This is a genomic window from Glutamicibacter soli, assembly GCF_052322135.1.
In the GTDB taxonomy this organism is placed as follows: Bacteria; Actinomycetota; Actinomycetes; order Actinomycetales; family Micrococcaceae; genus Glutamicibacter; species Glutamicibacter soli.
The window spans coordinates 3,804,234-3,827,863 of sequence record NZ_CM125969.1 but is presented as its reverse complement, the minus strand read 5'-3'; the positions used below and the strand labels follow the sequence as shown (position 1 = coordinate 3,827,863).

At 65.4% G+C, this 23,630-nt stretch carries 25 protein-coding genes; 18 read left to right on the top strand and 7 right to left on the bottom strand.

The window, feature by feature from the left end:
• Positions 1-20 precede the first annotated feature (20 nt).
• The 7 genes from ACTX90_RS18160 to ACTX90_RS18130 all read left to right on the top strand — a co-directional run bounded on the left by ACTX90_RS18160 (position 21) and on the right by ACTX90_RS18130 (position 7,926).
• Positions 21-1,502, top strand: a complete 1,482-nt coding sequence (locus ACTX90_RS18160) for a glycosyltransferase family 87 protein (protein WP_443442651.1) — start codon at positions 21-23, stop codon at positions 1,500-1,502.
• Positions 1,499-2,926 carry a phytoene desaturase family protein gene (locus ACTX90_RS18155; protein ID WP_047120548.1) on the top strand — a complete coding sequence of 476 codons (1,428 nt, stop codon included), beginning with the start codon at positions 1,499-1,501 and terminating at the stop codon, positions 2,924-2,926. Before ACTX90_RS18160 ends, ACTX90_RS18155 begins: the two co-directional genes overlap by 4 nt.
• 11 nt (positions 2,927-2,937) lie before the next feature.
• Positions 2,938-3,963: a YdcF family protein gene (locus tag ACTX90_RS18150; RefSeq protein ID WP_443442650.1), complete on the top strand. Its 1,026-nt coding sequence runs from the start codon at positions 2,938-2,940 to the stop codon at positions 3,961-3,963.
• 155 nt (positions 3,964-4,118) lie between these two features.
• The gene (locus tag ACTX90_RS18145; RefSeq protein ID WP_047120547.1) at positions 4,119-5,045 is read left to right on the top strand and encodes an ABC transporter ATP-binding protein; all 927 of its coding nucleotides are present in this window, start codon (positions 4,119-4,121) and stop codon (positions 5,043-5,045) included.
• 6 nt (positions 5,046-5,051) lie between these two features.
• Positions 5,052-5,906 (top strand): ABC transporter permease, encoded by an 855-nt coding sequence (locus tag ACTX90_RS18140; protein WP_424678574.1) that lies wholly within the window; start codon positions 5,052-5,054, stop codon positions 5,904-5,906.
• A 25-nt stretch (positions 5,907-5,931) separates the two neighbouring features.
• On the top strand, positions 5,932-7,227 hold the full coding sequence (locus ACTX90_RS18135) for a sensor histidine kinase (protein ID WP_443442649.1): 1,296 nt from the start codon (positions 5,932-5,934) through the stop codon (positions 7,225-7,227).
• 3 nt (positions 7,228-7,230) lie between these two features.
• Positions 7,231-7,926 (top strand): response regulator, encoded by a 696-nt coding sequence (locus ACTX90_RS18130; RefSeq protein WP_047120544.1) that lies wholly within the window; start codon positions 7,231-7,233, stop codon positions 7,924-7,926.
• Here the strand turns inward: ACTX90_RS18130 and ACTX90_RS18125 are convergent, their stop codons facing one another.
• On the bottom strand, positions 7,927-8,412 hold the full coding sequence (locus tag ACTX90_RS18125) for a LapA family protein (RefSeq protein ID WP_443442648.1): 486 nt from the start codon (positions 8,410-8,412) through the stop codon (positions 7,927-7,929).
• Between the two features lie 247 nt (positions 8,413-8,659).
• Between ACTX90_RS18125 and ACTX90_RS18120 the strand changes: the two genes are divergently transcribed.
• From ACTX90_RS18120 to ACTX90_RS18110, 3 genes are all read left to right on the top strand, one after another.
• Positions 8,660-9,922: a M18 family aminopeptidase gene (locus ACTX90_RS18120; protein ID WP_443442647.1), complete on the top strand. Its 1,263-nt coding sequence runs from the start codon at positions 8,660-8,662 to the stop codon at positions 9,920-9,922.
• A 364-nt stretch (positions 9,923-10,286) separates the two neighbouring features.
• Positions 10,287-10,625: a hypothetical protein gene (locus tag ACTX90_RS18115; protein WP_443442646.1), complete on the top strand. Its 339-nt coding sequence runs from the start codon at positions 10,287-10,289 to the stop codon at positions 10,623-10,625.
• A 94-nt stretch (positions 10,626-10,719) separates the two neighbouring features.
• Positions 10,720-11,268: an LURP-one-related/scramblase family protein gene (locus ACTX90_RS18110; RefSeq protein ID WP_052772555.1), complete on the top strand. Its 549-nt coding sequence runs from the start codon at positions 10,720-10,722 to the stop codon at positions 11,266-11,268.
• Here the strand turns inward: ACTX90_RS18110 and lhgD are convergent.
• Positions 11,265-12,473, bottom strand: a complete 1,209-nt coding sequence (lhgD, locus tag ACTX90_RS18105) for an L-2-hydroxyglutarate dehydrogenase (protein ID WP_113607311.1) — start codon at positions 12,471-12,473, stop codon at positions 11,265-11,267. The two genes, ACTX90_RS18110 and lhgD, sit on opposite strands and share 4 nt — an antisense overlap.
• 180 nt (positions 12,474-12,653) lie before the next feature.
• Between lhgD and ACTX90_RS18100 the strand changes: the two genes are divergently transcribed.
• From ACTX90_RS18100 to ACTX90_RS18070, 7 genes are all read left to right on the top strand, one after another.
• Positions 12,654-14,720 carry an acyltransferase family protein gene (locus ACTX90_RS18100; RefSeq protein WP_052772554.1) on the top strand — a complete coding sequence of 689 codons (2,067 nt, stop codon included), beginning with the start codon at positions 12,654-12,656 and terminating at the stop codon, positions 14,718-14,720.
• 199 nt (positions 14,721-14,919) lie between these two features.
• On the top strand, positions 14,920-15,216 hold the full coding sequence (rpsF, locus tag ACTX90_RS18095) for a 30S ribosomal protein S6 (protein ID WP_047120541.1): 297 nt from the start codon (positions 14,920-14,922) through the stop codon (positions 15,214-15,216).
• Between the two features lie 55 nt (positions 15,217-15,271).
• Complete coding sequence (locus ACTX90_RS18090) at positions 15,272-15,832, top strand: single-stranded DNA-binding protein (RefSeq protein ID WP_047120540.1); 561 nt, start codon at positions 15,272-15,274, stop codon at positions 15,830-15,832.
• A gap of 62 nt (positions 15,833-15,894) precedes the next feature.
• Positions 15,895-16,134, top strand: a complete 240-nt coding sequence (gene rpsR / locus ACTX90_RS18085; RefSeq protein ID WP_013350683.1) for a 30S ribosomal protein S18 — start codon at positions 15,895-15,897, stop codon at positions 16,132-16,134.
• Positions 16,135-16,152: 18 nt separating this feature from the next.
• Positions 16,153-16,611, top strand: a complete 459-nt coding sequence (rplI, locus tag ACTX90_RS18080) for a 50S ribosomal protein L9 (RefSeq protein WP_047120539.1) — start codon at positions 16,153-16,155, stop codon at positions 16,609-16,611.
• A 126-nt stretch (positions 16,612-16,737) separates the two neighbouring features.
• Positions 16,738-17,580 (top strand): bifunctional hydroxymethylpyrimidine kinase/phosphomethylpyrimidine kinase, encoded by an 843-nt coding sequence (locus tag ACTX90_RS18075; RefSeq protein ID WP_443442645.1) that lies wholly within the window; start codon positions 16,738-16,740, stop codon positions 17,578-17,580.
• Between the two features lie 222 nt (positions 17,581-17,802).
• The gene (locus tag ACTX90_RS18070) at positions 17,803-18,057 is read left to right on the top strand and encodes a helix-turn-helix domain-containing protein (protein ID WP_443442644.1); all 255 of its coding nucleotides are present in this window, start codon (positions 17,803-17,805) and stop codon (positions 18,055-18,057) included.
• 86 nt (positions 18,058-18,143) lie between these two features.
• On the opposite strand, the gene ACTX90_RS18065 is transcribed toward ACTX90_RS18070, so the two are convergent.
• The 4 genes from ACTX90_RS18065 to ACTX90_RS18050 form a co-directional block, all read right to left on the bottom strand.
• Complete coding sequence (locus tag ACTX90_RS18065; RefSeq protein ID WP_047120537.1) at positions 18,144-18,509, bottom strand: SPW repeat domain-containing protein; 366 nt, start codon at positions 18,507-18,509, stop codon at positions 18,144-18,146.
• 261 nt (positions 18,510-18,770) lie between these two features.
• Positions 18,771-19,412, bottom strand: coding sequence for a CueP family metal-binding protein (locus ACTX90_RS18060; RefSeq protein ID WP_443442643.1), 642 nt, complete (start codon positions 19,410-19,412; stop codon positions 18,771-18,773).
• A gap of 14 nt (positions 19,413-19,426) precedes the next feature.
• A complete protein-coding gene (locus ACTX90_RS18055) occupies positions 19,427-20,032 on the bottom strand; it encodes a DUF305 domain-containing protein (protein ID WP_053799236.1) in 606 nt (201 codons plus the stop codon).
• Between the two features lie 99 nt (positions 20,033-20,131).
• Entirely contained in the window at positions 20,132-20,605 is a 474-nt protein-coding gene (locus ACTX90_RS18050; protein WP_120991637.1) for a hypothetical protein, read from the bottom strand.
• A gap of 309 nt (positions 20,606-20,914) precedes the next feature.
• Between ACTX90_RS18050 and scpC the strand changes: the two genes are divergently transcribed.
• Entirely contained in the window at positions 20,915-22,390 is a 1,476-nt protein-coding gene (gene scpC, locus ACTX90_RS18045) for a succinyl-CoA:acetate CoA-transferase ScpC (protein ID WP_113607399.1), read from the top strand.
• 79 nt (positions 22,391-22,469) lie between these two features.
• Here the strand turns inward: scpC and ACTX90_RS18040 are convergent, their stop codons facing one another.
• Positions 22,470-23,621 carry a PQQ-dependent sugar dehydrogenase gene (locus ACTX90_RS18040; RefSeq protein WP_443442642.1) on the bottom strand — a complete coding sequence of 384 codons (1,152 nt, stop codon included), beginning with the start codon at positions 23,619-23,621 and terminating at the stop codon, positions 22,470-22,472.
• Between the last annotated feature and the right edge of the window lie 9 nt (positions 23,622-23,630).

The window sequence follows — 23,630 nt, the reverse complement described above, 5'->3', positions numbered from 1 at the left end:
CAGCTACTAGGCTGGAGGGTATGCGCGAGTCTAAGCAGCCACAGTCCACCCGGGGCCCGTTGCGGATCACCGTGCCCTCGAGGGCCGACGGGTTTCTGCGCCAGTTCACCGCCGTGATCGGCGGGCCGCTGGGCAGGCACAGCGACCCCGGACGGGTGAACCCCGGATTCTTCACGGTGGAACGCGTGCTGATCCTGATGACCATCGCGGCATCGCTGCTGATGCTGCTGGCCAAGAACCCCTGCCGCGTCAACGGCTGGGGCGGCAGCAATCCCTATCTTTACGCCTGCTACAGCGACTGGGTGCCGCTGTTCGGGGCCCGCGGCTTCGCTGAGAACCCGTGGGTGCCGTTCTCGGCCCAAGCGCAGTTCGAGTATCCGGTGCTGATGAGCGCGGTCGCCTCCGCGGTGGCCTGGCTGGTGCCCGAGGGGGCCGCCAACCGCTCGCTGATCTACTTCGACATGAACCTGGTCCTCGTGGCGATCCTGTGGATCGTCACCGTTGTCTGCACCCTGCGCATGGGAGGGCGCCGCCCGTGGGACGCCGCCATGGTGGCCATTGCCCCGGGCATCATCCTGGCCGGGAGCGTCAACTGGGACATGTGGGCAGTGGCCCTGCTGGCCTTGGGCATGCTCAGCTTCGCGCGCAGGCACACGGTGCTGGCGGGCATCCTCATCGGCCTGGGCGCCGCCATGAAGATCTACCCGTTCTTCGTGCTCGGCGCGGTGCTGGTGATCGCGGTGCGCACCGGCAAGCTCAAGCCCTTCTGGGTCACGGGCGGCACCGCGGCGCTGACTTGGGCTCTGGTCAACCTGCCCTATGCGCTGGCCTACCCGGACTCGTTCAAGCACTTCTTCGCCTTCTCCTCCGAGCGCGGCGCCGGCTTCTCCAGCTTCTGGCACGTCTGGAACCTGCTGGCCGGCAAGTCCGAGGTGCTCGAGCCTGTCAACGCCGAGCAGATGTCCTTCTGGGGCCTGGTCCTCTTTTTCCTGTGCTGCACGGGCATCGCGGTGCTCGGCCTGGTTGCCAAGCGCACCCCGCGGCTGGGCTCGTTGGCCTTCCTGATCGTGGCCTCCTTCGTCATGGTCAACAAGGTGTATTCGCCGCAGTTCATCGTCTGGCTGATCCCGCTGTTCGCCCTGGCGCTGCCGAGGTGGCGCGAGTTCGTGGTCTGGATGCTGGTGGAGGTCGCCCACTTCTACGGGCTCTGGTTCTACCTGGACTCTTTGGGCGCCGAGGACATCCACAAGGTGTTCCCCGAGACCGGGTACATTGTGCTGGTCCTCGCCCACATGCTGATGCTGGGGTACCTGATGTATCTGGTGGCGCGTTCGGTGCTCGACCCGCGCCGCGACCCGATCCGCGCGGTGGGGCAGGAGGACCCGCTGGCCGGCCCGTTCGCCGGCGCGCCGGACGCCTTCACCCTGCGCGGCCTGAAGCCGAGCGCCCCGCAGCACGCCGAGCACGCGGCGAACGCGCCGGCCCCGGAGGCCAAAGCATGAGCGCCGTAGCGGTCATCGGCTCCGGCCCGAACGGGCTGGCCGCCGCCGCGGTTGCCGCCCGCGCGGGGCTGGACGTCACCGTATACGAGGCCAACGACACCCTCGGCGGGGCGGCGCGCACCCAGCCGCTGGACGGTTCCCAAGCCCGATTCGACCTGGGCAGCGCGGTGCACCCCATGGCCCTGCAGTCGCCAGCGATGCGCGAGCTGGGGGTGCTGGACGAGGTGGACTTCATCATCCCCGAGCTGTCCTTCGCCCACGTGCTCGATGACCGCACCGCCTACGCCTGGCGGGACCTCGAGCGCACCGCGCAGGAGCTGGGCGCCAGCGGGGAGCTGTACTCCCGGCTGCTCTCTTTCCTGGTGCAGCGGATGGACGAGCTGGGCGACACCCTGCTGAACCCGCTGCTGAAAGTCCCCCCGCACCCGGCGACGCTGGCCGCCTTCGGCGCCAGCACCCTGGGCGGCATGGGGCTCAAGGACCTGTTCTCCGCGAAGCACGAACGCGCCGCCGCGCTGTACGCCGGCTGCTCCGCCCACGTGGCAGGGGGATCGCGCGGCCCGGCTAACGCCGGCGCCGGACTGTTCCTGGCGGCCGCGGCGCACGCCAAGGGCTGGCCCATCCCGCGCGGCGGATCCCAGGCGATTACCGATGCGCTCGCCGGCCAGGTGCGGGCCCACGGCGGGCGCCTGCACACCGGGCGGCGCATCACCAGCCTCGGGCAGCTGTCCGAGGACATCGTCCTGTTCGACACTTCCGCGGAGATGGCGGGGCGGATCGCCGGGAACCGGCTGCCGCAGAAGCTCTCCGCGGCGCTGGCCAAGACCCGCAGGTCCCCGGGCAGCTGCCTGGTCCACTACGTGCTTTCCGAACCGGTGCCCTGGAAGGACCCGGTGCTCGCGCAGGCCGGAACCGTGCACCTGGGCGGGACGGCCGCGCAGGTGGGCCGGGCGGAGCGCGAAGCCAGGCGCCGCGCGCCGGGCAAGCCGTTCATGATCGTCTCCCAGCCCTCGGTCTTCGACGGATCGCGCGCGCCGCAGGGCCGGCAGGTCCTGTGGGCCTACTGCCATGTGCCGTTGGGCTCCCCGGCGGACATGAGCGGGCGGATCCGCTCGATGATCGAGGCCGCCGCCCCGGGCTTCGGCGACCTGGTCCTCGAATCCCATGTGGTCACCGCGCAGGGGCTGGAAAAGCAGAACGCCGCGCTGGTGGGCGGCGACCTGTCCGGCGGCACCATGGACCTGCTGGGCAGCGTCCGCCGGCCGCTGGTGTCCACCGACCCCTGGTACCTGCGCAGCAAGGGCCTGTACCTGGTCTCCTCGGCGGTCCCGCCTGGCCCGTCGGTCCACGGCATGGGCGGCTTCCTCGGTGCCAAGTCCATGCTGGAGCGCGAATTCGGCATTTCCCGGCGGAACGCCGTCTAGGCTTGATCCTGATGGAAGACTTCGGCTACGACCTCATTTCACTGGCCCTGCTCGCCGCGCTGTGGGCCGCCTTCATCCTGCTGTACCGCAGGGAACCGCGCCGGCTGGTGCTCGCCGCGGCGCTGCTGCCGCTGGTGCTGGCCAGCTTGTCCACGCTCTCCGAACTGCTCACCAGCTTCGTGCCTGGCTTCGGCTTCCTGGTCGCGATCCTGGTGGTGCTCACGCCGCTGATGCTGGTGGTGTTCGGCGCCGCCCTGATCTACAACGGCATCCTGATGTGGCGCCGCGAAGGCGCGCGGATCCCCAACCTGCTGTCGCTGATCGCCGGGATCCTGGTGTTCGCGCTGCCGGTGGCCGCGCTCGGACTGGTGGTGATCTCCCAGTGGTGGAGCCTGTCCCTGGCATTCATCATGTTCTTCGCCTCCGTGTTCAGCGCCAGCGTCTTCGCCATGCTGCTGCTGTACTCGTGGGTGCACGCACGGTTCCCTGCCAAGGGCCGCGGGGCGGCGGTGGTGGTGCTCGGCGCCCGCACCATCGACGGCAAGGTCACCCCGCTGCTGCGCGGGCGGCTGGACAAGGGCATCGAGCTCTACGGCACGCAGGAAAACCCGAAGCCGCTGGTGGTGCCCACCGGCGGGCAGGGCCGCGACGAGGTCGAGCCCGAAGGCGTGAGCATGGCCCGCTACCTGGCCGAGCAGGGCATCCCGCAGGAGCAGATCCTCATCGAGGACCGGGCCAAGGACACCATTGAGAACCTGAAGTTCTCCGACCAGCTGGTGCGCGCCCAGCGCACCGACGGCCGCCTGTGGCTGGTGACCAGCGACTACCATGCGCTGCGCGCCGGGCTGGCCTCGCGGCAGCTGGGGCTGGATGCCCGCGCCTTCGGCGGCAAGACCGCAGCCTACTACCGTCCCAGCGCGTTCCTGCGCGAATGCGTGGCGATCGTGCGCGACAACCTGAAATTCATGATCGTGCTGGCCCTGCCCTTCGCGGTGATGGTGGTCGGCGCGCTGTTCGTGGCCACCGCCGTCGCCTAGCAGCTGCACCTGCAGAACCCGCGGCCGCGCCGTCGCATGCACCTTCGGGTGCATATGACTGCGCGGCCGCCGCTCGTTGATCCACCTTTCGAGGGAGGTGCAAGATCAGCATTCCGGGCGGTTCGCCCAACCGGATGATTTTCTATGCTGGAGATATGATCCAGGTACAGGAATTGACCAAGAAATACGGTGCAAAAACCGTGGTCGACAATGCGTCGTTCACGGTTCAACCGGGGATCGTCACCGGCTTCCTCGGCCCCAACGGCGCAGGCAAATCAACCACCATGCGCATGATCGTTGGACTGGCAAACCCCACGGGCGGGCAGGTGCTCGTGAACGGGAAGAACTTCAAGTCCTCCACCCACCCGTTGACCGAGGTCGGCACCCTGCTGGAGGCCAAATCGGTCCACAAGTCGCTGACCCCGCGCTCGCATCTGCGCGCCATGGCCGCCACCGCCGGCCTGCCCGCGTCCCGGGTGGACGAGGTGCTGGAGCTGACCGGCTTGGCGCCGGTGCAGCGCAAGAAGGTCGGCGGCTTCTCGCTGGGCATGGGGCAGCGGCTGGGCATCGCCACCGCCCTGCTGGGCGACCCGCAGGTGCTCATCCTCGACGAACCGGTCAACGGGCTGGACCCCGAAGGCGTGGCCTGGGTCCGCAACCTGGCCCGCCAGCAGGCGGCCGCCGGGAAAACCGTGTTCATTTCCTCGCACCTGATGAGCGAGATGGCGCAGACCGCCGACCACCTGATTGTGATCGGCCGCGGCCGCATCATGGCCGACGCCCCGATCAGCGAATTCATCGACAACGGATTGGCCCAGACCGTGGTCCGCGCCCGCGACATCGAGGTGCTGATGAACTCCCTGGCGGCCGAGGGAGTGCAGCTGCGGCGGCTTGACGCCGCCACGCTGGAGGTCACCGGACCTCAGTCCGAGGAGATCGGCCGCCGCGCGCTGGAGGCCGGGATCGTGCTCAGCGAACTGCGTCCGCTGCAGCGCACCCTGGAGGACGCGTACATGGAACTGACCCGCGACGCCATCGAGTACCGCTCGCAGGTGTCCACCGACAACGAGGCTGGGAAGTAGGAAACCATGAGCACCGAACTAGCATCCCGCGCGGCGGCGCGGGGATACGGCAGGGTCACCCTGGGCGGCGTGCTGCGCAGCGAAATGATCCGCTTTTTCTCGTTGAACTCCACCCGCATCCTGGTCCTGGTCTCGATCGCCGTGTACATCGGCATCGCCGCGATCGGCGTGTGGGGCGTGGGATCGTTCATGAGCAGCAGCCCGGAGCTCGGGCAGATCCCGGGCACCGAAAGCATGGGCACCGCTGACTTCGCCGTGGAAACGATGGCCTCCGGCCTGATGTTCTCCCAACTGATCCTCGGCGTGCTGGGTGTGCTGCTGTTCAGCGGCGAATTCACCACCGGCTCGGCCGTGAGCACCTTCCTGGCCAGCCCGCAGCGCCTGCGGGTGCTGACCGCCAAGATCATCCTGATCACCGCGCTGACCGCGGTGGTGCAGCTGGTGTCCACGCTGGCCGCCTACCTGGTCTGCCGGCCGCTGGCCGAGAACTACTCGATGACCCTGGACCTGGGCAGCGAGGCCTTCCAGCGGGTGCTCTGGTACGGGGCGCTCGCCGTGGTGATGGCCTCCCTGATCGGCCTAGCTCTGGGCCTGCTGCTGCGCAACTCCGCCGGCGGCATCACCAGCCTGGTCGCGCTGTTCTTCGTGCTGCCGATGATCGCGCAGATCCTGATGGCAGTCACCGACTGGTTCAAGGACTACGCCCGGTTCATGCCGGACCAGCTGGGGCTGTCGCTGGCCCTGCCGCTGAGCTACCCGAGCACGCTGGAAACCTGGCAGCAGCTGGTCGGGGTGGCCGGATGGATCGTGCTCCCGCTGCTACTGGCGGGAATCCTGCTCAAGAGCCGCGACATCAAGTAGGAATTGGAAAACTAGACTGGAAACCATGAGCAACCTTTCGCAGCAGGAGTCGCTAGCCTCCTTCGACGAACTGGCCGCCAAGCGGATGGGCCGGGTACGCAGGTACCTGAGGACCCATCCGCGTTTGGTGTCCATCGGCGTCGTGGTCTTCTACCTGCTCGGAACCCTGCCCGGGGTGCTGCTGATGGCGGATATGGAGGCCAGCAACGAGCTGGCGCTGCTGCTGGTCACGCTGGCCACCGCCGGCACGCTGCTGTTCCGCCGCCGGGCGCCGATGACGGTGCTGTGCATCGTGTTCGCCCTGGAATGCATCTCGATCCTGGACGTCGGCTCGGTCTACGGGACCGAGGGCCTGGGCATGATGCTCGCCCTGTACATGGTGGCCACCAGCTACTCGGCCCAGCGCTCGATTCCGCTGGCCATCCTGGCCGGCAGCTTCCAGATGGTCCTCATGGTGCTGGTCGGCTTCCCCGACATGAGCGGCATGGAGCTCGACACCTCGGACGGGATCAGCGAATCCACGCTGGCCGTGATCATCATCGGGGTCTTGGCGGCGTTCCTCATCGGCTTCTACGTCACCGCCGCCGCCATCGGCGTGTACATCCGCAACGCCCGCATCCACGAGGCGGAGCTGAACCACTGGGCTTCGCAGGTCTCCCGGCTGGCGCAGGTGCAGGAACGCAACCGCATTGCCCGCGAGATGCACGACGTGGTGGCGCACTCGCTGTCGGTGATGATCGCGCTGGCCGAAGGCGCCCGCGTGGTGGGCCGCCGGGACCAGGACCGCGCCGAGGAGGTGCTCGCGGAGCTGTCCGGCACCGGACGCGCCGCGCTGGCGGACATGCGGCGCATGCTCGGCGTGCTGCGTGAAGGGGAGGGCGGGGAGCTGGCGCCGCAGCCCACCGGCGGCAGCATGGAGAACCTGCTCGAAGGCTTCCGCGCCGCCGGGCTGCCGCTGACCTACACCTACGTGGGGGAGCCGCTGCCGGAGGACAAGGCGTTCGCGCTGACCATCTTCCGCATCGTCCAGGAGTCGCTGACCAACTCGCTGCGCTATGCGCGCAACGTCACCGACGTCCAGGTCCGCCTGGAACGCGGCAGGCACCAGGTGCGGCTGGAGATCTTGGACAACGGGGACGCCACCCGGGTGCCCAGCGTGGGCAGCGGCCGCGGGCTGCGCGGCATGCGCGAGCGCGCCGAGCTGTTCGACGGCACGGTGGACGCCGGCCCCGTGGCCAGCGGCGGATGGATTGTCAAGGCGATGTTGCAGCTGCCCGAGTGCAGCGCGAAGAATGGTAACCAGAAGGCATCAAAGGGGTAGGACATGGACGAAAACATCAAGGTACTGCTGGTCGACGACCAACCCCTGCTGCGGATGGGCTTCCGCCTGATCCTCGAAGGCGAGGCGGACATCCAGATCGCCGGCGAGGCGGCCGACGGGCTGGAAGCGCTGACCCAGACCGCGGCCCTGCACCCGGACGTGGTGCTCATGGACGTGCGCATGCCCAACATGGACGGCATCGAAGCCACCGAACGCATCGCCAAGGCGCACCCGGAAACCAAGATCATCATCCTGACGACCTTCGACCTGGACGAATACGCCTTCTCCGGGCTGCAGGCCGGCGCCAGCGCCTTCCTGCTCAAGGACGTCGCCCCGGAGGAGCTGGTCTCCGCGGTCCGCCTGGTGGCCTCCGGCGACGCCGTGGTGGCGCCGCGCGTGACCGCCAGGCTGCTTGAGACCTATGTGCGCAACGCGGGGCAGGCCCCGGCGAGCACCGCCGCCCCGCAGCGCGACCCGCTGCTGGACGACCTGACCCCGCGTGAGCAGGAGGTGCTGCGCGCGCTCGCCGAAGGCCTGTCCAACGCGGAGATCGCCCATCGCTTCTTCCTCTCGGAAGCGACGGTGAAGACCCACGTGCGGCGCATCCTGACCAAGCTGCACCTGCGCGACCGGGTGCAGGCAGTGGTCTACGCCTACGAGACCGGGCTGGTCATCCCCTCGCAGGGACTGGACTTCTAGCTACCGGCCCTTGCGCTCGGCCCGGCGCTTCTTGCGTTCGGAGGCGCGCAGCTGGATGACGCGCGCCGCGCCGATGGCTGCGACCACCAGCGCGCCACCCAGCGCCGCGATGAACAGGGCCAGGCCCAGGCTGATCTCGCCGCGCAGCCCGAAGTACAGCACGGTGACAGGGTTCTGGTTCTGCGCGATGAAAACAATCAGCAGGATCAGCAGCAGCACGCTGATGACGGTCGCCGTCCACAGCCGGGCGAGCCTGGTCGAGTGGGCGCGGTCCTCGGAGTCCTCCACGGGCAGCGGCCGCAGCCCCTCGGGATCCGGCTCCGCCGGAACATAGGGTTCGGTCTCAACGGATGCCGGGCTGGAATCCAGCGTGGTGCCCAGCCCATCGACCTGCTCAGGGTCTACTCCGGCCTTGGTCTCCGACTGCGGCTCGAGGGAATCACGGTGCTCCGGGAAATCTTCGGGCGTGCGGTTGGTCTTTGGCATGATGTACTCGCTTTCTTGGTCGGCGTAGGCCTGATCACAGCATTTACGCCGTCCGCGATCCGCGTCAAGTCCGGTCGCGCAATTCGCGGGCATTTCCCCGCCTGGGTCGCCCGCGCACTTCGCCGGACCCAATCCGCGGCGCAGACTACTAAGCTGGAGACAACCCGGCAGATCCCGCCGGCAGCAGCACTTGATGACAATCGATCGCGAAAGAAGTGAGCATCCAGTCATGGCACAAGCCGCGGCAATGGCACACATTGCAGATTTGGCCGAATACGTAGCGACCTCCCCGTCGAGTTACCACGCCGCCGCGAGCGCGGCGAAGCGGCTGGATGCCGCCGGGTTCACGGCGCTGGACGAAGCCGAGGCATGGACCCTCGGGGCCGGCGCCTACTATGTGGTGCGCGACGGCGCGGTCATCGCCTGGGTGCAGCCCGAAGGGGCCGCTGCCACCACTGGCTTCCACATCCTCGGCGCACACACCGACTCGCCCGGCTTCAAGCTGAAGCCGAAGCCGACCACCGGATCCAACGGGTGGTGGCAGGTCGGGGTGGAGGTCTACGGCGGACCGCTGCTGAACTCGTGGCTGGACCGCGAGCTGGTGCTCGCCGGCCGTCTGGTGCTGCGCGACGGATCGGTGCACCTGGCGCAGACCGAGCCGCTGCTGCGTATCCCGCAGCTGGCCATCCACTTGGACCGACAGGTCAACGACGGACTGAGCCTGGACCGCCAGACCCACACCAACCCGATTTTCGGTGCCGGAGACCTGGCTGACGCTGACATCCTGGCAGTGCTGGCCGCCTCGGCCGGCGTGGATCCGGCGCAGATCGCCGGCTACGACGTGCTGACCGCTCCGGCGCAGCGCGGCGAGGTGTTCGGCGAAGGCAAGAACTTCTTCGCCTCCTCGCGCCTGGACAACCTGTCCTCGGTGCACGCCGGCCTGATCGCGCTGACCGACTACGCGCGCAAGCCAGAGGGCCGGCGCATCGCCATGCTGGCGGCCTTCGACCACGAGGAACTGGGTTCCGAGTCGCGTTCGGGCGCCAGCGGCCCCTTCTTGGAGGAACTGCTGCAGCGCATCCAGGCCTCGTTCGGCGCCACGGTGGAAGACACCGCCCGCGCGCTGGCCAACTCCGTGTGCCTGTCGGCCGACGCCGGCCACGCCGTGCACCCGAATTACGCCGAGCGCCACGACCCGGCGAACCGCCCGCAGGTCAATGCGGGCCCGCTGCTGAAGATCAACGCCAACCAGCGGTATGCCACCGATGCCGTGGGCGCCGCCGCGTTTGCCGGCTGGTGCGCCGCCGCCGGGGTGCCGTACCAGGAATTCGTCTCCAACAACCGGGTTCCCTGCGGATCGACCATCGGCCCGCTGACCGCGACCCGTATCGGCATCCGCACCGTGGACGTGGGCGTGGCGCTGCTGTCCATGCACTCGGCCCGCGAGATGTGCGGCGTCGACGACCCGTGGTACCTGTCCAAGGTGGCCCGCGTCTTCTTCGGCGAGTAGTTGACCCAAGGCCGCGGCCGGAATCTCAGAGGGAGGACGTCCGGTCGCGGCCTTCGAATGTATCGCATATGCAGTATCAGGTATATGCAATTCGCGCGAAGTTCCACCGTTCCGAGCAGCTTTCCTGAAAACGTAGCCACGGGTCTCATGAAGCCGAAAATGCGCGATGACGTGACATTGTCGGGTAGCTGTCGGCAGAAAGTCGTGGTGTTGTCGTGTCCTCAATGGCTAGTGTGATCTGCATGAACGAATCACGCATATCGGAAATACGCCGCACCATGGGGTAGACGCAGGAACGATTCTCCACGAAAGCGGGGTCACCGTCAGAACAGTCCAATGTCTGGAAGCCGGCCAGGACGCCAGCATGGACACGCTGTCGAAAATCGCCGCCGCTCTGCAAGTGCCGGTGGGAGACTTGTTTGCCAGCGTGGAAACGCCGCAGTTCCAAGCCTCGGTCGATGGGCTGGAATACCGAGTTGCTGAGCAGCGCGACTCCTACACCAAGGGCGTGGAGCTGATCTCCCGGGGTCTGGGGATTGCGGTCCTCTTTGCTACTCCCATCCTCGCCCTGACCATGCATTGGGGATGGCACGTATGGCTGGTGATCCCGGTGTGCTGGGGTGCCGGGCGGCTGGCCTTGGAAGCGGCCTTCCGCCTCAAACTGGATCCCCTTCCGCCTCAGACTGGATCCGAAGCTGGATGAACGGTGCCGCTGTCCAAGGCGGACCGCACATTCCTGGGCTGAATCGCGTTCGATGGCCCGGGGACGGCAAGCCGCAAATGGCATAATCGCTGGCATGACGATCTTCGAATCTGACGTGCTGGTCATCCAGCAGACCAAGAACCTCATGAAGAACGATTTCGCCATCTTGAACGGCGAGGGCGTGCAGGTCGCCCATGTAGAGACCGGCGGAAGCGCGCTGGGCCGCATGTTCGCCGGGTCCCGGCAGCTGACGGTGTTCGATGGACCGGACAACCCGGTACTCCAGGTGAAGGACACCATGAGCGTGGGGCGCGACCGCATGGAGATCATGGACGGCCAGGGCAACCAGATCGCGACCCTCGTCAAGCGGATCACCTTCTTCAAGACCAAGGTCACCGTGGATTTCCAAGGCGAAGAGATCGACCTGGACGGAAATCTCTGGGATTTCGAATTCCAGATCAGCGCCCGCGGCCAGGTCATCGCCACCGTTTCGCGCAGCTGGTCGGGCCTGGGCAACGCGCTGATCGGCAAGTCCACCTACGCGGTGCGGCTCGCACCGAACCTCAGCCCGGGGCACCGCCTGATGACCGTCGGCGCGGTGCTGGCCTTGGACCTGATCCGGGAGAAGCAGTCCCGCGGTTAGGCGATGCTCCTGGAGACCAGCGAATCTACGATGTACTCGGCGATGGCCAGGGAGCTGGTGGCGCCGGGAGACGGCGCATTGCGGATATGCGTGGCATGATCGCGGTAGTCGATGGCGAAGTCGTCCAGCAGCTTGCCGTCGGCGTCCATGGCCTGCGCCCGGATGCCGCGCGTGAGGCGGGTCGCCTTGGCTCCCTCCAGCGACGGAACGTACTTCGCAGCTTCCCTGAGGAAAAACTGTTCCGAGACCACGGTGCGGATCTCGCGGACAGCCGTGGGCAAGTTCCGCGACGCGAACTTCCAGAAACCAGGGTTGGCCATGACCTCCCCGAGATCCTTGAAATCCAGTCCCAGGCCGTGGTACTTCTCCCGCGACAGGGAGAGGAAGGCATTGGGTCCGACCATCATCTGGCCATCCACGCGCTTGGTCAGGTGGACGCCGAGGAAAGGGTATTTCGGATCCGGGACCGGATAGACGAGCCCGTTGAGGATGGTGCGGTAGCTTTCCTCCAACTGGAAATACTGGCCGAAAAACGGCACAACACTGGGCTGGGCGTTGGCCCCGGAACCGCGGGCCAGCCGGTCGGACTGGGATCCTGCGCACACGATGACGTGGTCTGCAAGGAACTGCCCGGTGCTGGTATGAAGGCGCACCCCGGTGGCTAGTTCCTCGATACGCTCGACGGCGCAGCCGAAACGCACTTCTCCGCCTGCCAGCCGCACTTCGTCGAGCAGGGCTTCGGTCACCGCGGCATAGCTGATGATCGCCGTACCTGGGGAGTGCAGGGCCATCCGCCCCACCGCGTTGGGTTCGATGTCTTTGATGCCATCCGGACCGAGCATCCCCACCCCGGGAACACCGTTGGCTTGCGCCCGTTCGAAGATGTTCTTCAGCCGCTGTTCCTCGTCGGCTTCCAGCGCCACCACCAATTTGCCGCATTGCTCATAGGGAAGAGACCTGGCCTGGGCAAGGTCTTGGAGCAGTTCAACGCCGCGTCGGCACAGCTTGGCCTTGAGGCCTCCCGGCTCGTAGTAGAGCCCGGCGTGGACTACCCCGGAGTTGTGCCCCGTCTGGTGCCCGGCTGCCGCCTGTTCCTTCTCCACGACGGTGACGCTCGATCCGGGATATCTGGCCAGCAGCTCCCGGGCCACCGCGGCGCCGATGATCCCGGCACCTACCACTGCAAACGACTTGGCTTGGGGCATTGCGGGTCCTAACGTCGGGCAGCGCGGAAGATCACGGGAACATCTGGAAACGCTACCGATGAACGGCTTGCGAAACAATTGAATTACGCCAGCCTTTTCAGTCATTTCAGACGCGCAGTTTCTGCGCCCGTTGATTGGCGCTCACCGGATGTTTACCCGGGGCTGATTCGATCAAGCACTATGAGTTCGTTTGCCGCCCCGATCAGAAACTTCCGGCCCGAAATCCAGGCGTTGCGCGCACTGGCGGTCCTGCTGGTGGTGGTCTACCATCTGGAACCGCGGATCCTGCCCGGCGGGTATATCGGGGTGGATATTTTCCTTGTCATCTCCGGGTTCCTCATCACTTCCCATCTGCTCCGCGAAGCCGACCGCACCGGCCGCATCGACCTGCTGTCCTTTTACGCCGGGCGGGTGCGGCGAATCCTGCCTGCGGCGCTGCTGGTGATCGTGGTGGTCGTGGCGGGAACGCTGCTGCTCCTGCCCAGCACCTTGTGGGAATCGCTCGGCATCCAGGCCGTAGCCTCCGCCCTGTCGGTGCAGAACTGGGTGCTGGCCGCGTCGTCGGTGGACTATCTCGCAGCCGAGGAAGCCCCGAGCGCGCTGCAGCACTTCTGGTCTCTGGGTGTGGAGGAGCAGTTCTATCTTTTCTGGCCGCTGCTGGTGGTGGCCGCCTTTGCCGGACCGCTTCGCCGCTGGAGAACCAGCGCCTTGTGGATCGGTTTCTCGGCCACCGCGCTGGCTTCGCTGGCCTATTCGGCCTATTTGGGTTTCTCAGGTGATCCCAGCGGATATTTTGTCACCACCACCCGGGTCTGGGAACTGGCGGCTGGCGGTCTGCTGGCCCTGGTTGCCGCACAGCGGGCGCAAACCGGACGGCGGATTCTGGAAGGAATTCCCGCCGTGCTGCGCAATGTCCTGGTGCTTTTTGCGCTGGCCGCGCTGGCCGGCGCGGCATTCACATACAGCGGGGATATCGTTTTCCCCGGTGTTGCCGCCCTGGTCCCGGTCCTCTCCACGGTGCTGATCATCGCCGCGGAGCGCACCGAAGGACTGCTGTCGCTGCACCCGGTGGTGGACAGCGGACCGATCCAGTGGGTCGGCGCAGTGTCCTATTCCCTGTACCTGTGGCACTGGCCGTTGATCGTCTTTGCCGCGCAGCTTACCGGCGGTGATCCCGGCCCGCTGGAATCCGTGGGCCTGCTTGCCCTGTCGCTGCTTTTGGCGCAGCTCAGCTTCCGCTATGTCGAGAATCCGGTGCGCCGCTGGCCGACCTTGTCGCGCGGAGCCGGCCGCACCGTGCTGGCCGGGGCAGCTGCCGTAGGTCTTGTCGCGACGCTGGGATTCGTCCCGCAGCAGGCGCAGTCCGCCCTCGCTGAGAAGCAGAACAAGCAGGCGGCCGAACTGACCAGCAACCCGCCTCCCGGTTTCGGCGCCGCCTCGCTGGCGCAGGGCATGCCGGCCTATCTGGGCGAGAACCGTCAGATTGTTCCCACGCTCAGCGAAGCCAGCGGTGATTTTCCGCAGCTCGGGGACTGCGTGCAAAAACCCCAGTCCACGCAGGCCAAGGAATGCGAATTCGGCAACCCGTCAGCAAAGACCACCATTGCGCTGGTCGGCGATTCGCACGCCACGCACTGGTACCAGGCCGTGCAGGCGCTGGCTGATGCCAACGACTGGAAGCTGGTTACCTATCTGAAGGACTCCTGCCCGTTCTCCAAGGCGCAGCGCACAGCGGAAGCCGACGGGTCGATTTCCTGCAGCGAGGCGAACAGGGAAACCGCGCGGCGTTTGGCCGAGCGCGGCGACATCGACGTGGTGCTGACTGCCAATTGGGCCGAACCGTCCTACACTTCGGACGCTGCACGGGGATTTGCCGAGGCCTGGTCGGAGCTCGAAGATGCGGGGATTGACGTCATCTCGCTGGTGGACACACCCCGTCCGGCGCTCAAAGGCTACGCCAGGGACTGCCTGGCCGAGAATCCCGAGAATCCCCAACGGTGCGTCACCCCGCGGGACAAGGCCCTGCCGCCGGGGGATGTCACCGGAGAAGCAGGGAAGCTGGAGCCGCGTGTGCAGGTCCTGGATCTCACCGATCAATTCTGCACCGAGGAAACCTGCCCGTCGCTCGTGGGCAACGTTCTGGTGTACCGGGACAAGCACCATGTCTCAGACACCTACATGCGCACCCTTGCCCCGGACTTCATCAACCGGATCCAACCGCTGATCGACCGCGACCTGGAGGGCTAATATTAGGTACGGGTCGCGAGCGCGGAGCGCATTTCATGATCTGCGACACCTTGACTACTACAAGGCGGGCACCCTCGGGTAAGCTTGGAAGGTCTGTGCTACCGCACGCCCGAAACTTGGGTGTGTCCGGCTCAGGCAACGCAAGAACCTCCTGTTGCGGAAAGGCCGCGACCGTTTAGCCCAAAGGAGGTGGGTTCACATGCGTGCTTATGAACTTATGGTCCTCATCGATCCAGAGGTCGATGACCGCACCGTAGAGCCAACCATCGAGAAGTACCTCGAGGTTGTTCGCTCCCACGGTGGCACCATCGACAAGGTTGATGTCTGGGGTCGTCGCAAGATGGCTTACGAGATCAAGAAGAAGGCAGAAGCCACCTACATCGTGGTGAACTACACCGCAGATCCAGCTACTTCGGCTGAGCTTGAGCGTCAGCTCAAGATCAACGAACTGATCCTGCGCCACAAGGTCACCCGTCCGGAAGAGGCTCGCGTTTAATTACGCAAGTACTTCCGTCGTAGGACAAACGTTCAAACTTTTCTAAGGAGAGTCAATGGCAGGCGAGACTGTTATTACCGTTATCGGAAACCTGACCGCCGATCCGGAGCTGCGTTTCACGCCGTCCGGCTCAGCCGTAGCGAACTTCACGATCGCTTCGACTCCTCGCACCTTTGACCGCCAGACCAATGAATGGAAGGACGGGGAAGCCCTGTTCTTGCGTGCATCGGTATGGCGCGAGGCTGCAGAGAACGTTGCAGAAACGCTGACCAAGGGCATGCGCGTCATCGCCCAGGGTCGTTTGCGCTCGCGTTCTTACGACACCAAGGAAGGCGAACGTCGCACCGTTATGGAGCTCGAGGTCGACGAAATCGGCCCGTCGCTCCGCTTTGCGTCCGCCAAGGTAACCCGCACCCAGCGCTCCGGCGGTGGCGGCGGCGGATTTGGCGGTGGAGGCTTCTCCAACGCACCACAGCAAAATGCACCACAGCAGCCGCAGCAACAGCAGCCGCAGCAGGGTGGTGGCTGGAACGCTCCAGCCAACGACCCGTGGAGCACTGGCGGAAACAACGGTGGCGGCTGGGGCAACCCGGGCAACGACGAACCGCCTTTCTAACCACTATTTATTCACCATCCCGCAGAATAATCTGCGGGCTCCCAAACTAAAGGAGCTCCACGATGGCTAAGGCTGAAATCCGTAAGCCCAAACCAAAGTCCAACCCCTTGAAGGCCGCTGACATCACCGTCATCGACTACAAGGACACCGCATTGCTGCGCAAGTTCATCTCCGATCGCGGTAAGATCCGCGCTCGTCGTGTGACCGGCGTTTCCGTGCAGGAACAGCGCAAGATCGCACAGGCAATCAAGAACGCACGTGAAGTTGCCCTGCTGCCTTACTCCGGCGCTGGCCGAGGCTAAGGAAGAAGGGATAGCAAAATGGCAAAGATCATTCTGACTCACGAAGTATCCGGTCTCGGTGCTGCTGGCGATATTGTCGAGGTAAAGAACGGCTACGCCCGTAACTACCTGCTGCCACGCGGTTTCGCAATCGTTTGGACCCAGGGTGGTGAGAAGCAGGTTGATTCCATCAAGGCTGCTCGCGCTGCTCGCGCCGTTGCAAACCTTGAGGAAGCTCAGGCTCTTGCAGCATCGCTGAAGTCCCAGCCGGTCAAGGTTACCGTCAAGGCTGGCGCTAACGGCCGCCTGTTCGGCACCGTGAAGACCGCAGACATTGCTGCTGCTGTTGCAAACGCTGGTCTGGGCAAGATCGACAAGCGCAACATTGAGGTCAGCGACCACATCAAGTCGACTGGCAACTACACCGCAACCGTTCGCGTTCACGAGGACGTTGTTGCAAACCTGCGCCTGCAGGTTGTTGCTGCTGCAAAGAAGTAAGTCCTCCAGACCTGCTTCCTGTCCGACGGGTGGGGCACTCTCCGCGAGGGGAGCGCGCCACCCGTTGGCGTTTAATCAAAGCACTCCGAAAGAACGGCAGGGGCTCCCTCTCGTTAAGATATGGGTGTGGAACAACAGGATGAAAACAGCGCATTGTCGCGTGAACGGTGGGAACTGGATTCCTGCCCGGTGGATATCATTGCCATCGGATCCCAAGTGGTTTACGGCACGGTCGGCCTGAGCGCTTCGGTGCCGGTGTTGACGGAGCGCGGCCTGAAGGTCGCGGCGCTGCCCACCGCCATGCTCAGCAACCTGCCGCACTACCCGCAGGTGCACGCCGCCGACCTGTCGGGCCCATGGGTTGCGGACGCGCTGCATGACCTCACCGCGCTCGGCATCGCAGATGAGGTCTCCACCGTCTACACCGGGTACTTCGCCGGCCCGGCCCAGGTGGTCGCCGTAGCCAGCTGGCTTCGCATGCTGCTCGAACGCCGCCCGCAGCTGCGCGTCGTCGTCGATCCCACGCTTGGGGATTACGACGTGGGCGCCTACACCGATCCCGAGGTCGCCGCTGCCCTGCGCAAGGAGCTGCTCCCGCTGGCTACCGGGATCGTTCCCAACCTCTTTGAACTGCAGCAGCTGCTTGAAAGCCCCCCGGCGCGCGAGCAACCCGTCGACCAGATCATCAAGGACGCGCGCCGACTGCTGTCCGGACGCTGCCAATGGGTGGTTGCCAGCGGCTTGGAGGGGCAGGACAGGCAGCACGGCGAGGATCTCGTCGTGACAGCAGATGAGGTCGCCGCCATCGGCTACGAGCGCCTGGACGTGCGTGTCAAGGGAACCGGGGACGTCATGGCCGCCTCGATCGTGGCAGGGCTGCACCAAGGTCTGGGCATCGCCGACGCCGTGGAACAAGCCGGATCCGCAGTACGCCGACGGCTTGAAGCGCGCCGAATCGGCCGCATTTAGAAGCACGACGGACATCACGGATCATCCTGCCCAGCTGCCGAAGCTAGCAAGCGTTGGTTCCTCCCGTGGCCTTGTTGATAGTTCGCGTGCATCGAGAAAGCCGAATCTCTTGTGTACCGTTATCCCCGAATGATCGAAAATCTGGCTAAGGAATCCCAGAAGAGGCGTGCCAGATTTCCCAAGGATTGCGACGGATATACCTAGCTGGCGCAGCTTCGCGAAGTGGCAGGTTTGAGCACCAAGGATCTCGTCGGAAGCCTTAAGGTCAGCGCCGACCGGGTCAAGAAACTTGAATCAGGAGATCTGGACCGCGTCCAGTTGGCAACCCTGCCTCGGCATGCGGAGGCCATCGGCTGCCGCTTGGAGTTGCGCTACGTCGCCGAAGGCACCCCACGCGGCATTCAACTAAGCGGCTGGTTCGGGTGCATCCCAGCGCTGGGACATCTCACGGAGCTGGGCGAGCCAATTGGCACCTGAACAACTAAAAAACCATTGCCTGGGCTCCGGATCGCCAATCATCCGGAGCCCAGGCAATGTGAATGCACTGGTCTTTCACGAGGAATCTAGTGTGCGGTGCTTGAGCCGCCTGTTGCGTGGCGCATTTCCATGGCCGGGGCCAAGGCCATCAAGCCCGCTGCGATGCCAACGGCACCGCAAATCCATGACACCCATGTGCTCATGGCGTAGCTGGTGAACTGTCCCATCCACGGCGAGGCAAAAAGCAGTGCACCGGAAATGGCAAGTGCCCATTCCATCGAAACGAGACGCGGCATCGCAACGCTCCACACTGCGGTGACGACCATCAGCAAACCGAAGACCATCATCAGCGTCATGGATGTTGTCGTTCCATTGAGCCAGATAGATGCGATTGCGGCATACAGACCTGCCGCGACACCGACCCAGTCTTGCCACCGAGTCCATTTCTTCATTTGAATCCGACCTCCAACATGAATTTTCAGAGGGCCCCGACGGGAGTCACCTTAAATGTAGGAGCGACCCCATGACGGGTCAACGGCAATTCGGGGACAAAACGGTAACAGCCAGATTTCCTTAGGAATTTGGCGATTTTCGCACCAAGCGAGCGTCTCGAAGCTCCGGAACTCGGGCGTGGCGACGTTCATGGGCCCATGCCCACACCGGTTCGGCACGCAGTGTACTGCCGTGCCGAACCAGGTGAAGGGAAGCCGGTCCTAGACGACCTGCATGGTCGTCAGACAGGTGGCGTCCTCGGACCCTGCCGTGGAGATGGACTGCGTCGAGGTTTTGCCGCCGGCGGTGATCGTCAGTTCACCGGTGACTCCGCTGGGCAGCCAGAGACCGACGAAGCCGTTGTCATTGGTTGCCAGCTGCATGCCGTCCAGGACCTTCGTGCCATCGTTTGTCGTGAAATCGACGATGACGTCAGCATTCTGTAGCTCCCCGAGGCAGGTGGTGAGACTGTGGAAATGGCAGTCGTGGGTTTGGCTCTCGTAGGGAGCGACGGAAAGGTAGAATTTGTCCGCAGGCAGCTGCATGGCGGCCTGGCGACCGGCTTCGTCGCTGAGCACCAGCTGCCCGGGACGGACCGAGGCCATCAGATTGGCCGGGCGTTCGGCAACCGGCAGCTGCTCCAGCTGATAGATGATCTGCGCCGCGTCCAATCCCTGCAGGCCGAACCGTTCAAGCAGTTCGCCTGAATCTGCGGTAGATTCGGCGTCGGACTGGGATGCCGGAGCAGGTGTTGGGGCCGGTGCCTGCGAGCAGCCGCTGAGCACCATGGCAAGCATGGCCAACGGAGCGGCGAGCCGCACCGCCTGGCGGCTCCAGACGCTTGGTTTTTCGGTGGAGTTCATTGCTTCCTTCGGGCTTAGTGTGCGGAAAGCAGATCATTCATCTGCTCAATTTCTGCGGTTTGGGTGTCGACGATGCGCTGGGCCATGTCCTTGGCTTGGGCGTAACGTCCTTCTGAGAGCTCTTGTTCTGCCATCTCAACGGCGCCTTCGTGGTGGGTGATCATCTGCTCCAGATACAGCGTGGTGCCTTCCGCTGCCGTGGCCTGGCGCAGCTTCTCCAGATTCTCGTCGCTGACCATTCCGTCATCCTCGCCCATCGAATGGGGCTGGTCCGACGGGACGTTCCACTGTTCCTGCCAGGTTCGCAGAGTCTGGATTTCTGGGCCCTGAGCCTCCTTGATGTCCTGCGCCAGCTGCTGGATTTCCGGGGCCAGTCCCTGCTTTGACAGCAGGATGTCGCTCATCTCAATGGCCTGTTCATGGTGTATCACCATCATCGAAGCGAACATCTCGTCGGCCTCGTTCTGCGCGGCGTTCACGGATTCGTTCGAAGGCGGGGCGGCACTCATGTCGTGGGTTGAATGCTCCGCCGGGTCGTTTGGTTCTGGCGCGGAACAGCCTGCCAGGGCCAGCGCAGCCGCCGCCCCGAGGGCGCTGAGAGTCAGAGGGGTGGACTTCATGGAAGATCTCCTGTGTTGTTGTCGAGGGCGCGCAAAACGCGCCGGATTACCGGGAGGCGGCCAGGGAATCGGCGAAACGCTTCCGGCCGCCACCGGTCATCACGTGCGACTAATACACAGGCTGATTAGGCTCGGCGCGCGCAGCACGCTCCAGTTTGCCCGGGAACGTCGCGGCCCGGCCCGCGACGGGAAGACCCGGCGGACCAGTACGCTGCCGCGGCGCGGCAAGAGCAGGAAAAAGAGGATGAACGCGAGGACGCATCCGGCGGCGGCCGCCTGCGCGCCCTGCTCATCGCAGTCGGTGCAGGCCAGCGCGTTCGGCTGGCCGACAAGATGCTGGGTTCCCGTGGCGACGAGTCCCGATCCCGGCGCCAGGGGTCCTGCCGCGTGCCCGTGGGCGCTCTGGGCGGGAGCCGCGGCGCCAGTACCGGCCGCATGCTCGTTGTGCAGGTTCATCCCGTGCATCAAGAGTAGGCCGAGAATCAGCAGCAGGGAGAGAAGCACTGCGCGCGGCAACAGGACCAGCGCCGCAGTGAGGCGGTGCCGGGGTGCGGCGGCTCGTGCTGTAGTCATCACTACCCAACCTAGCCACCGAGCCTGTCAATGGACTTAGAACGAGGTTGAAACTGCACCGCGCACGGTGTTCGGGAGAATATTAGTCGCACGCGGTGAATTTCCGGCGACCGGTCACCGCAAACTCTGGACAGGTCAGCGCTTTGCCCCTGCTTTATTCGGCATTGGGCCTAGAAGCTGGCCCCGGAAGGTCGAAAGCGACACTAGAGTAGTAGGTTGAGATACTCGTTACAGACGTGGATCACAAAGAAGTGAGAAAGGGCTATTTTGCACCAGCGTATCCACCATCGCGCCTTCACCGAACGACTGATGAGCGCAGAACAGGCTGCCACTTTCGTTAAGCCGGGCATGACCGTGGCCATGAGCGGCTTCACCGGCGCCGGCTACCCGAAAGCCGTGCCAGGCGCTTTGGCAAAGCTCATCGGCGACGAGCATGACGCCGGCCGAGACTTCAAGATCAACGTTCTGACCGGTGCCTCCACCGCTCCGGAACTGGACGGCGTACTGGCCAAGGCCGAGGGCATGAACCTCCGCCTGCCGTACATGTCCGACCCGGAGCTCCGCCGCCGTATCAACGAGGGCAACATGGAGTACATGGACATCCACCTGTCCCATGTCGCCCAGCACGCTTGGTTCGGCTTCTACGGCAAGATCGACCTGGCCATCGTCGAGGTTGTCGGCGTCACCGCCGAGGGCGACCTGATCCCTTCCTCCTCCGTGGGCAACAACAAGACCTGGCTGGAAATGGCCGACAAGGTCATCATCGAGGTCAACTCCCAGCAGTCCGCCGCCATGGACGGCATGCACGACGTCTACTACGGCACCGCCCTGCCTCCGCACCGCAAGCCGATCGACCTGACCACCGTGCGCGACCGCATCGGCCAGAAGTACCTGAACGTCGACGTGAACAAGATCGTCGCCGTCGTGGAGACCGACGCCCCGGACCGCCTGAGCCCGTTCGCCCCGGTCGACGCCACCAGCGAGAAGATCGCAGACCACCTGCTGGGCTTCCTGGACTACGAGATCCGCGCCGGCCGCCTGAGCGAGAAGCTGCTGCCACTGCAGTCAGGCGTGGGCAACATCGCCAACGCCGTGCTCGCGGGCCTGGCCCGCGGCGGTTACAAGGGCCTGACCGCCTACACCGAGGTCATCCAGGACGGCATGCTCCAGCTGATCAAGGACGGTACCATCGAGTTCGCCTCCGCCACCAGCTTCTCGCTGTCCGAGGCAGGCATCGCCGAGTTCAACAAGAACGTTGACCACTACCGCGACCGCATCCTGCTGCGCGCCCAGGAGATCTCCAACCACCCGGAGATCATCCGCCGCTTGGGCTGCATCGCCCTGAACGGCATGATCGAAGCCGACATCTACGGCAACGTGAACTCCACCAACGTGCTCGGCTCGCACGTCATGAACGGCATCGGCGGTTCGGGCGACTTCGCCCGCAACGGCTACCTGTCGGTATTCATGTCCCCGTCTACCGCCAAGGACGGCAAGATCTCGGGCATCGTCCCGTTCGCCTCCCACGTGGACCACACCGAGCACGACACCATGATCCTGATTACCGAGCAGGGCCTGGCGGACCTGCGCGGCCTGTCGCCGAAGCAGCGTGCCCAGATGATCATCGACAATTGCGCGCATCCGGACTACCGTCCGCTGCTGCAGGACTACTTCGACCGCGCCCGCAAGGAAAGCTACGGCAAGCACACCCCGCACCTGCTGGGCGAGGCCTTGTCCTGGCACGAGCGCTTCCGCACCACCGGGGACATGCGCCCAGCGCAGTAGCGCCCGAGGTCATCTCGGCGGCCGGCACTTCCCCTGACGGGGCGGTGCCGGCCGTCGGCGTCTGCAGGGTGGAAGCCCTCTATCCGGTCCCTGACGGCGGGAGGGAGATCAGCCGGTCGTCTTGCAGGCCCGGGTCGCCGCGCCCGTCGGTGTTGTTGGTCAGCACCAGCAGCCGCCCATCCGGCCCCGGGACCACGTCGCGCAGCCTGCCCAGCTCGTTGACCAGCAGCTCCCGCTGCATTTCCGGGTCGTCCAGCTGCACCGCGCGCAGCCGCTGCCCGCGCAGGTTGGCCAGGTAGAGCACGGAATCGACGATCGCGATGCCGCTGGGACTGGCCTGGTCGGTGCTCCACTGGGCGACGGGGTCGGTGAACTCCCCGGTGCCGCCGGTGCCTTCCACTTCCGGCCAGCCGTAGTTGCCGCCCGCGGTGATCCTGTTCAGCTCGTCCCAGGTGTTCTGCCCGAATTCGCTGGCGTACATGGCGCCGTCCGCGTCCCAGGCCAGCCCCTGCACGTTGCGGTGGCCGTAGCTGTACACGTAGGAATCCGGGAACGGGTTGTCCGCCGGAACGCCTCCCTCCGCGTCCATCCGCAGGATCTTGCCGCCCAAGCTGCCCAGGTCCTGCGCGCTCGCCGGCCGCGCCGCATCCCCGACGCTGGCGTAGAGCATGCCGTCCGGTCCGAAGGCCAGCCGCCCGCCGTTGTGGTTGGAGGCTGAAGGCAGCCCGTCCAGCAGCGTCCTGGGCTCGGACAGCGAATAGCTTCCTACCGCCCCGGCCAGCGTGAAACGCTGGATCCGGTTGCCGTTCGGGCCGGTGGAATACGCGTAGAGCCGGTCCGGGGCCTTGAAGGCCAGGCCCAGCAGCCCGCCCTCGCCGCCGAAGTCCACATCGGGCAGCCGGCCGACCTCGCGCACGGCGCCTGAATCGAGGATCTCCAGGACGCGCCCGGAGTCCCGTTCACTGACCAGTAGCGCATCCCCGGCATCCGCCACCGACCACGGAGCGTTGAGATTCGAGGCCAGCGTTTGGAAGCTTGCGCCCTGGGTGTTTTCCGCCCCGGAGGGCGAGCCGCTGGTGGGTGCATCGCTGGTGGGAACGGGGCCGGCCGGCGCCGGGTTGTTGGGAATCGAGCAGGAGGCCAGCGCCAGCGCCCCGGCCGCTAGCAGCCCCAGGGCGCGCAGGGAAAGCGTGGAACGCGTGCGGTGCGCCGGTGCGCCCTTCCTGGCCACCTGGACCTC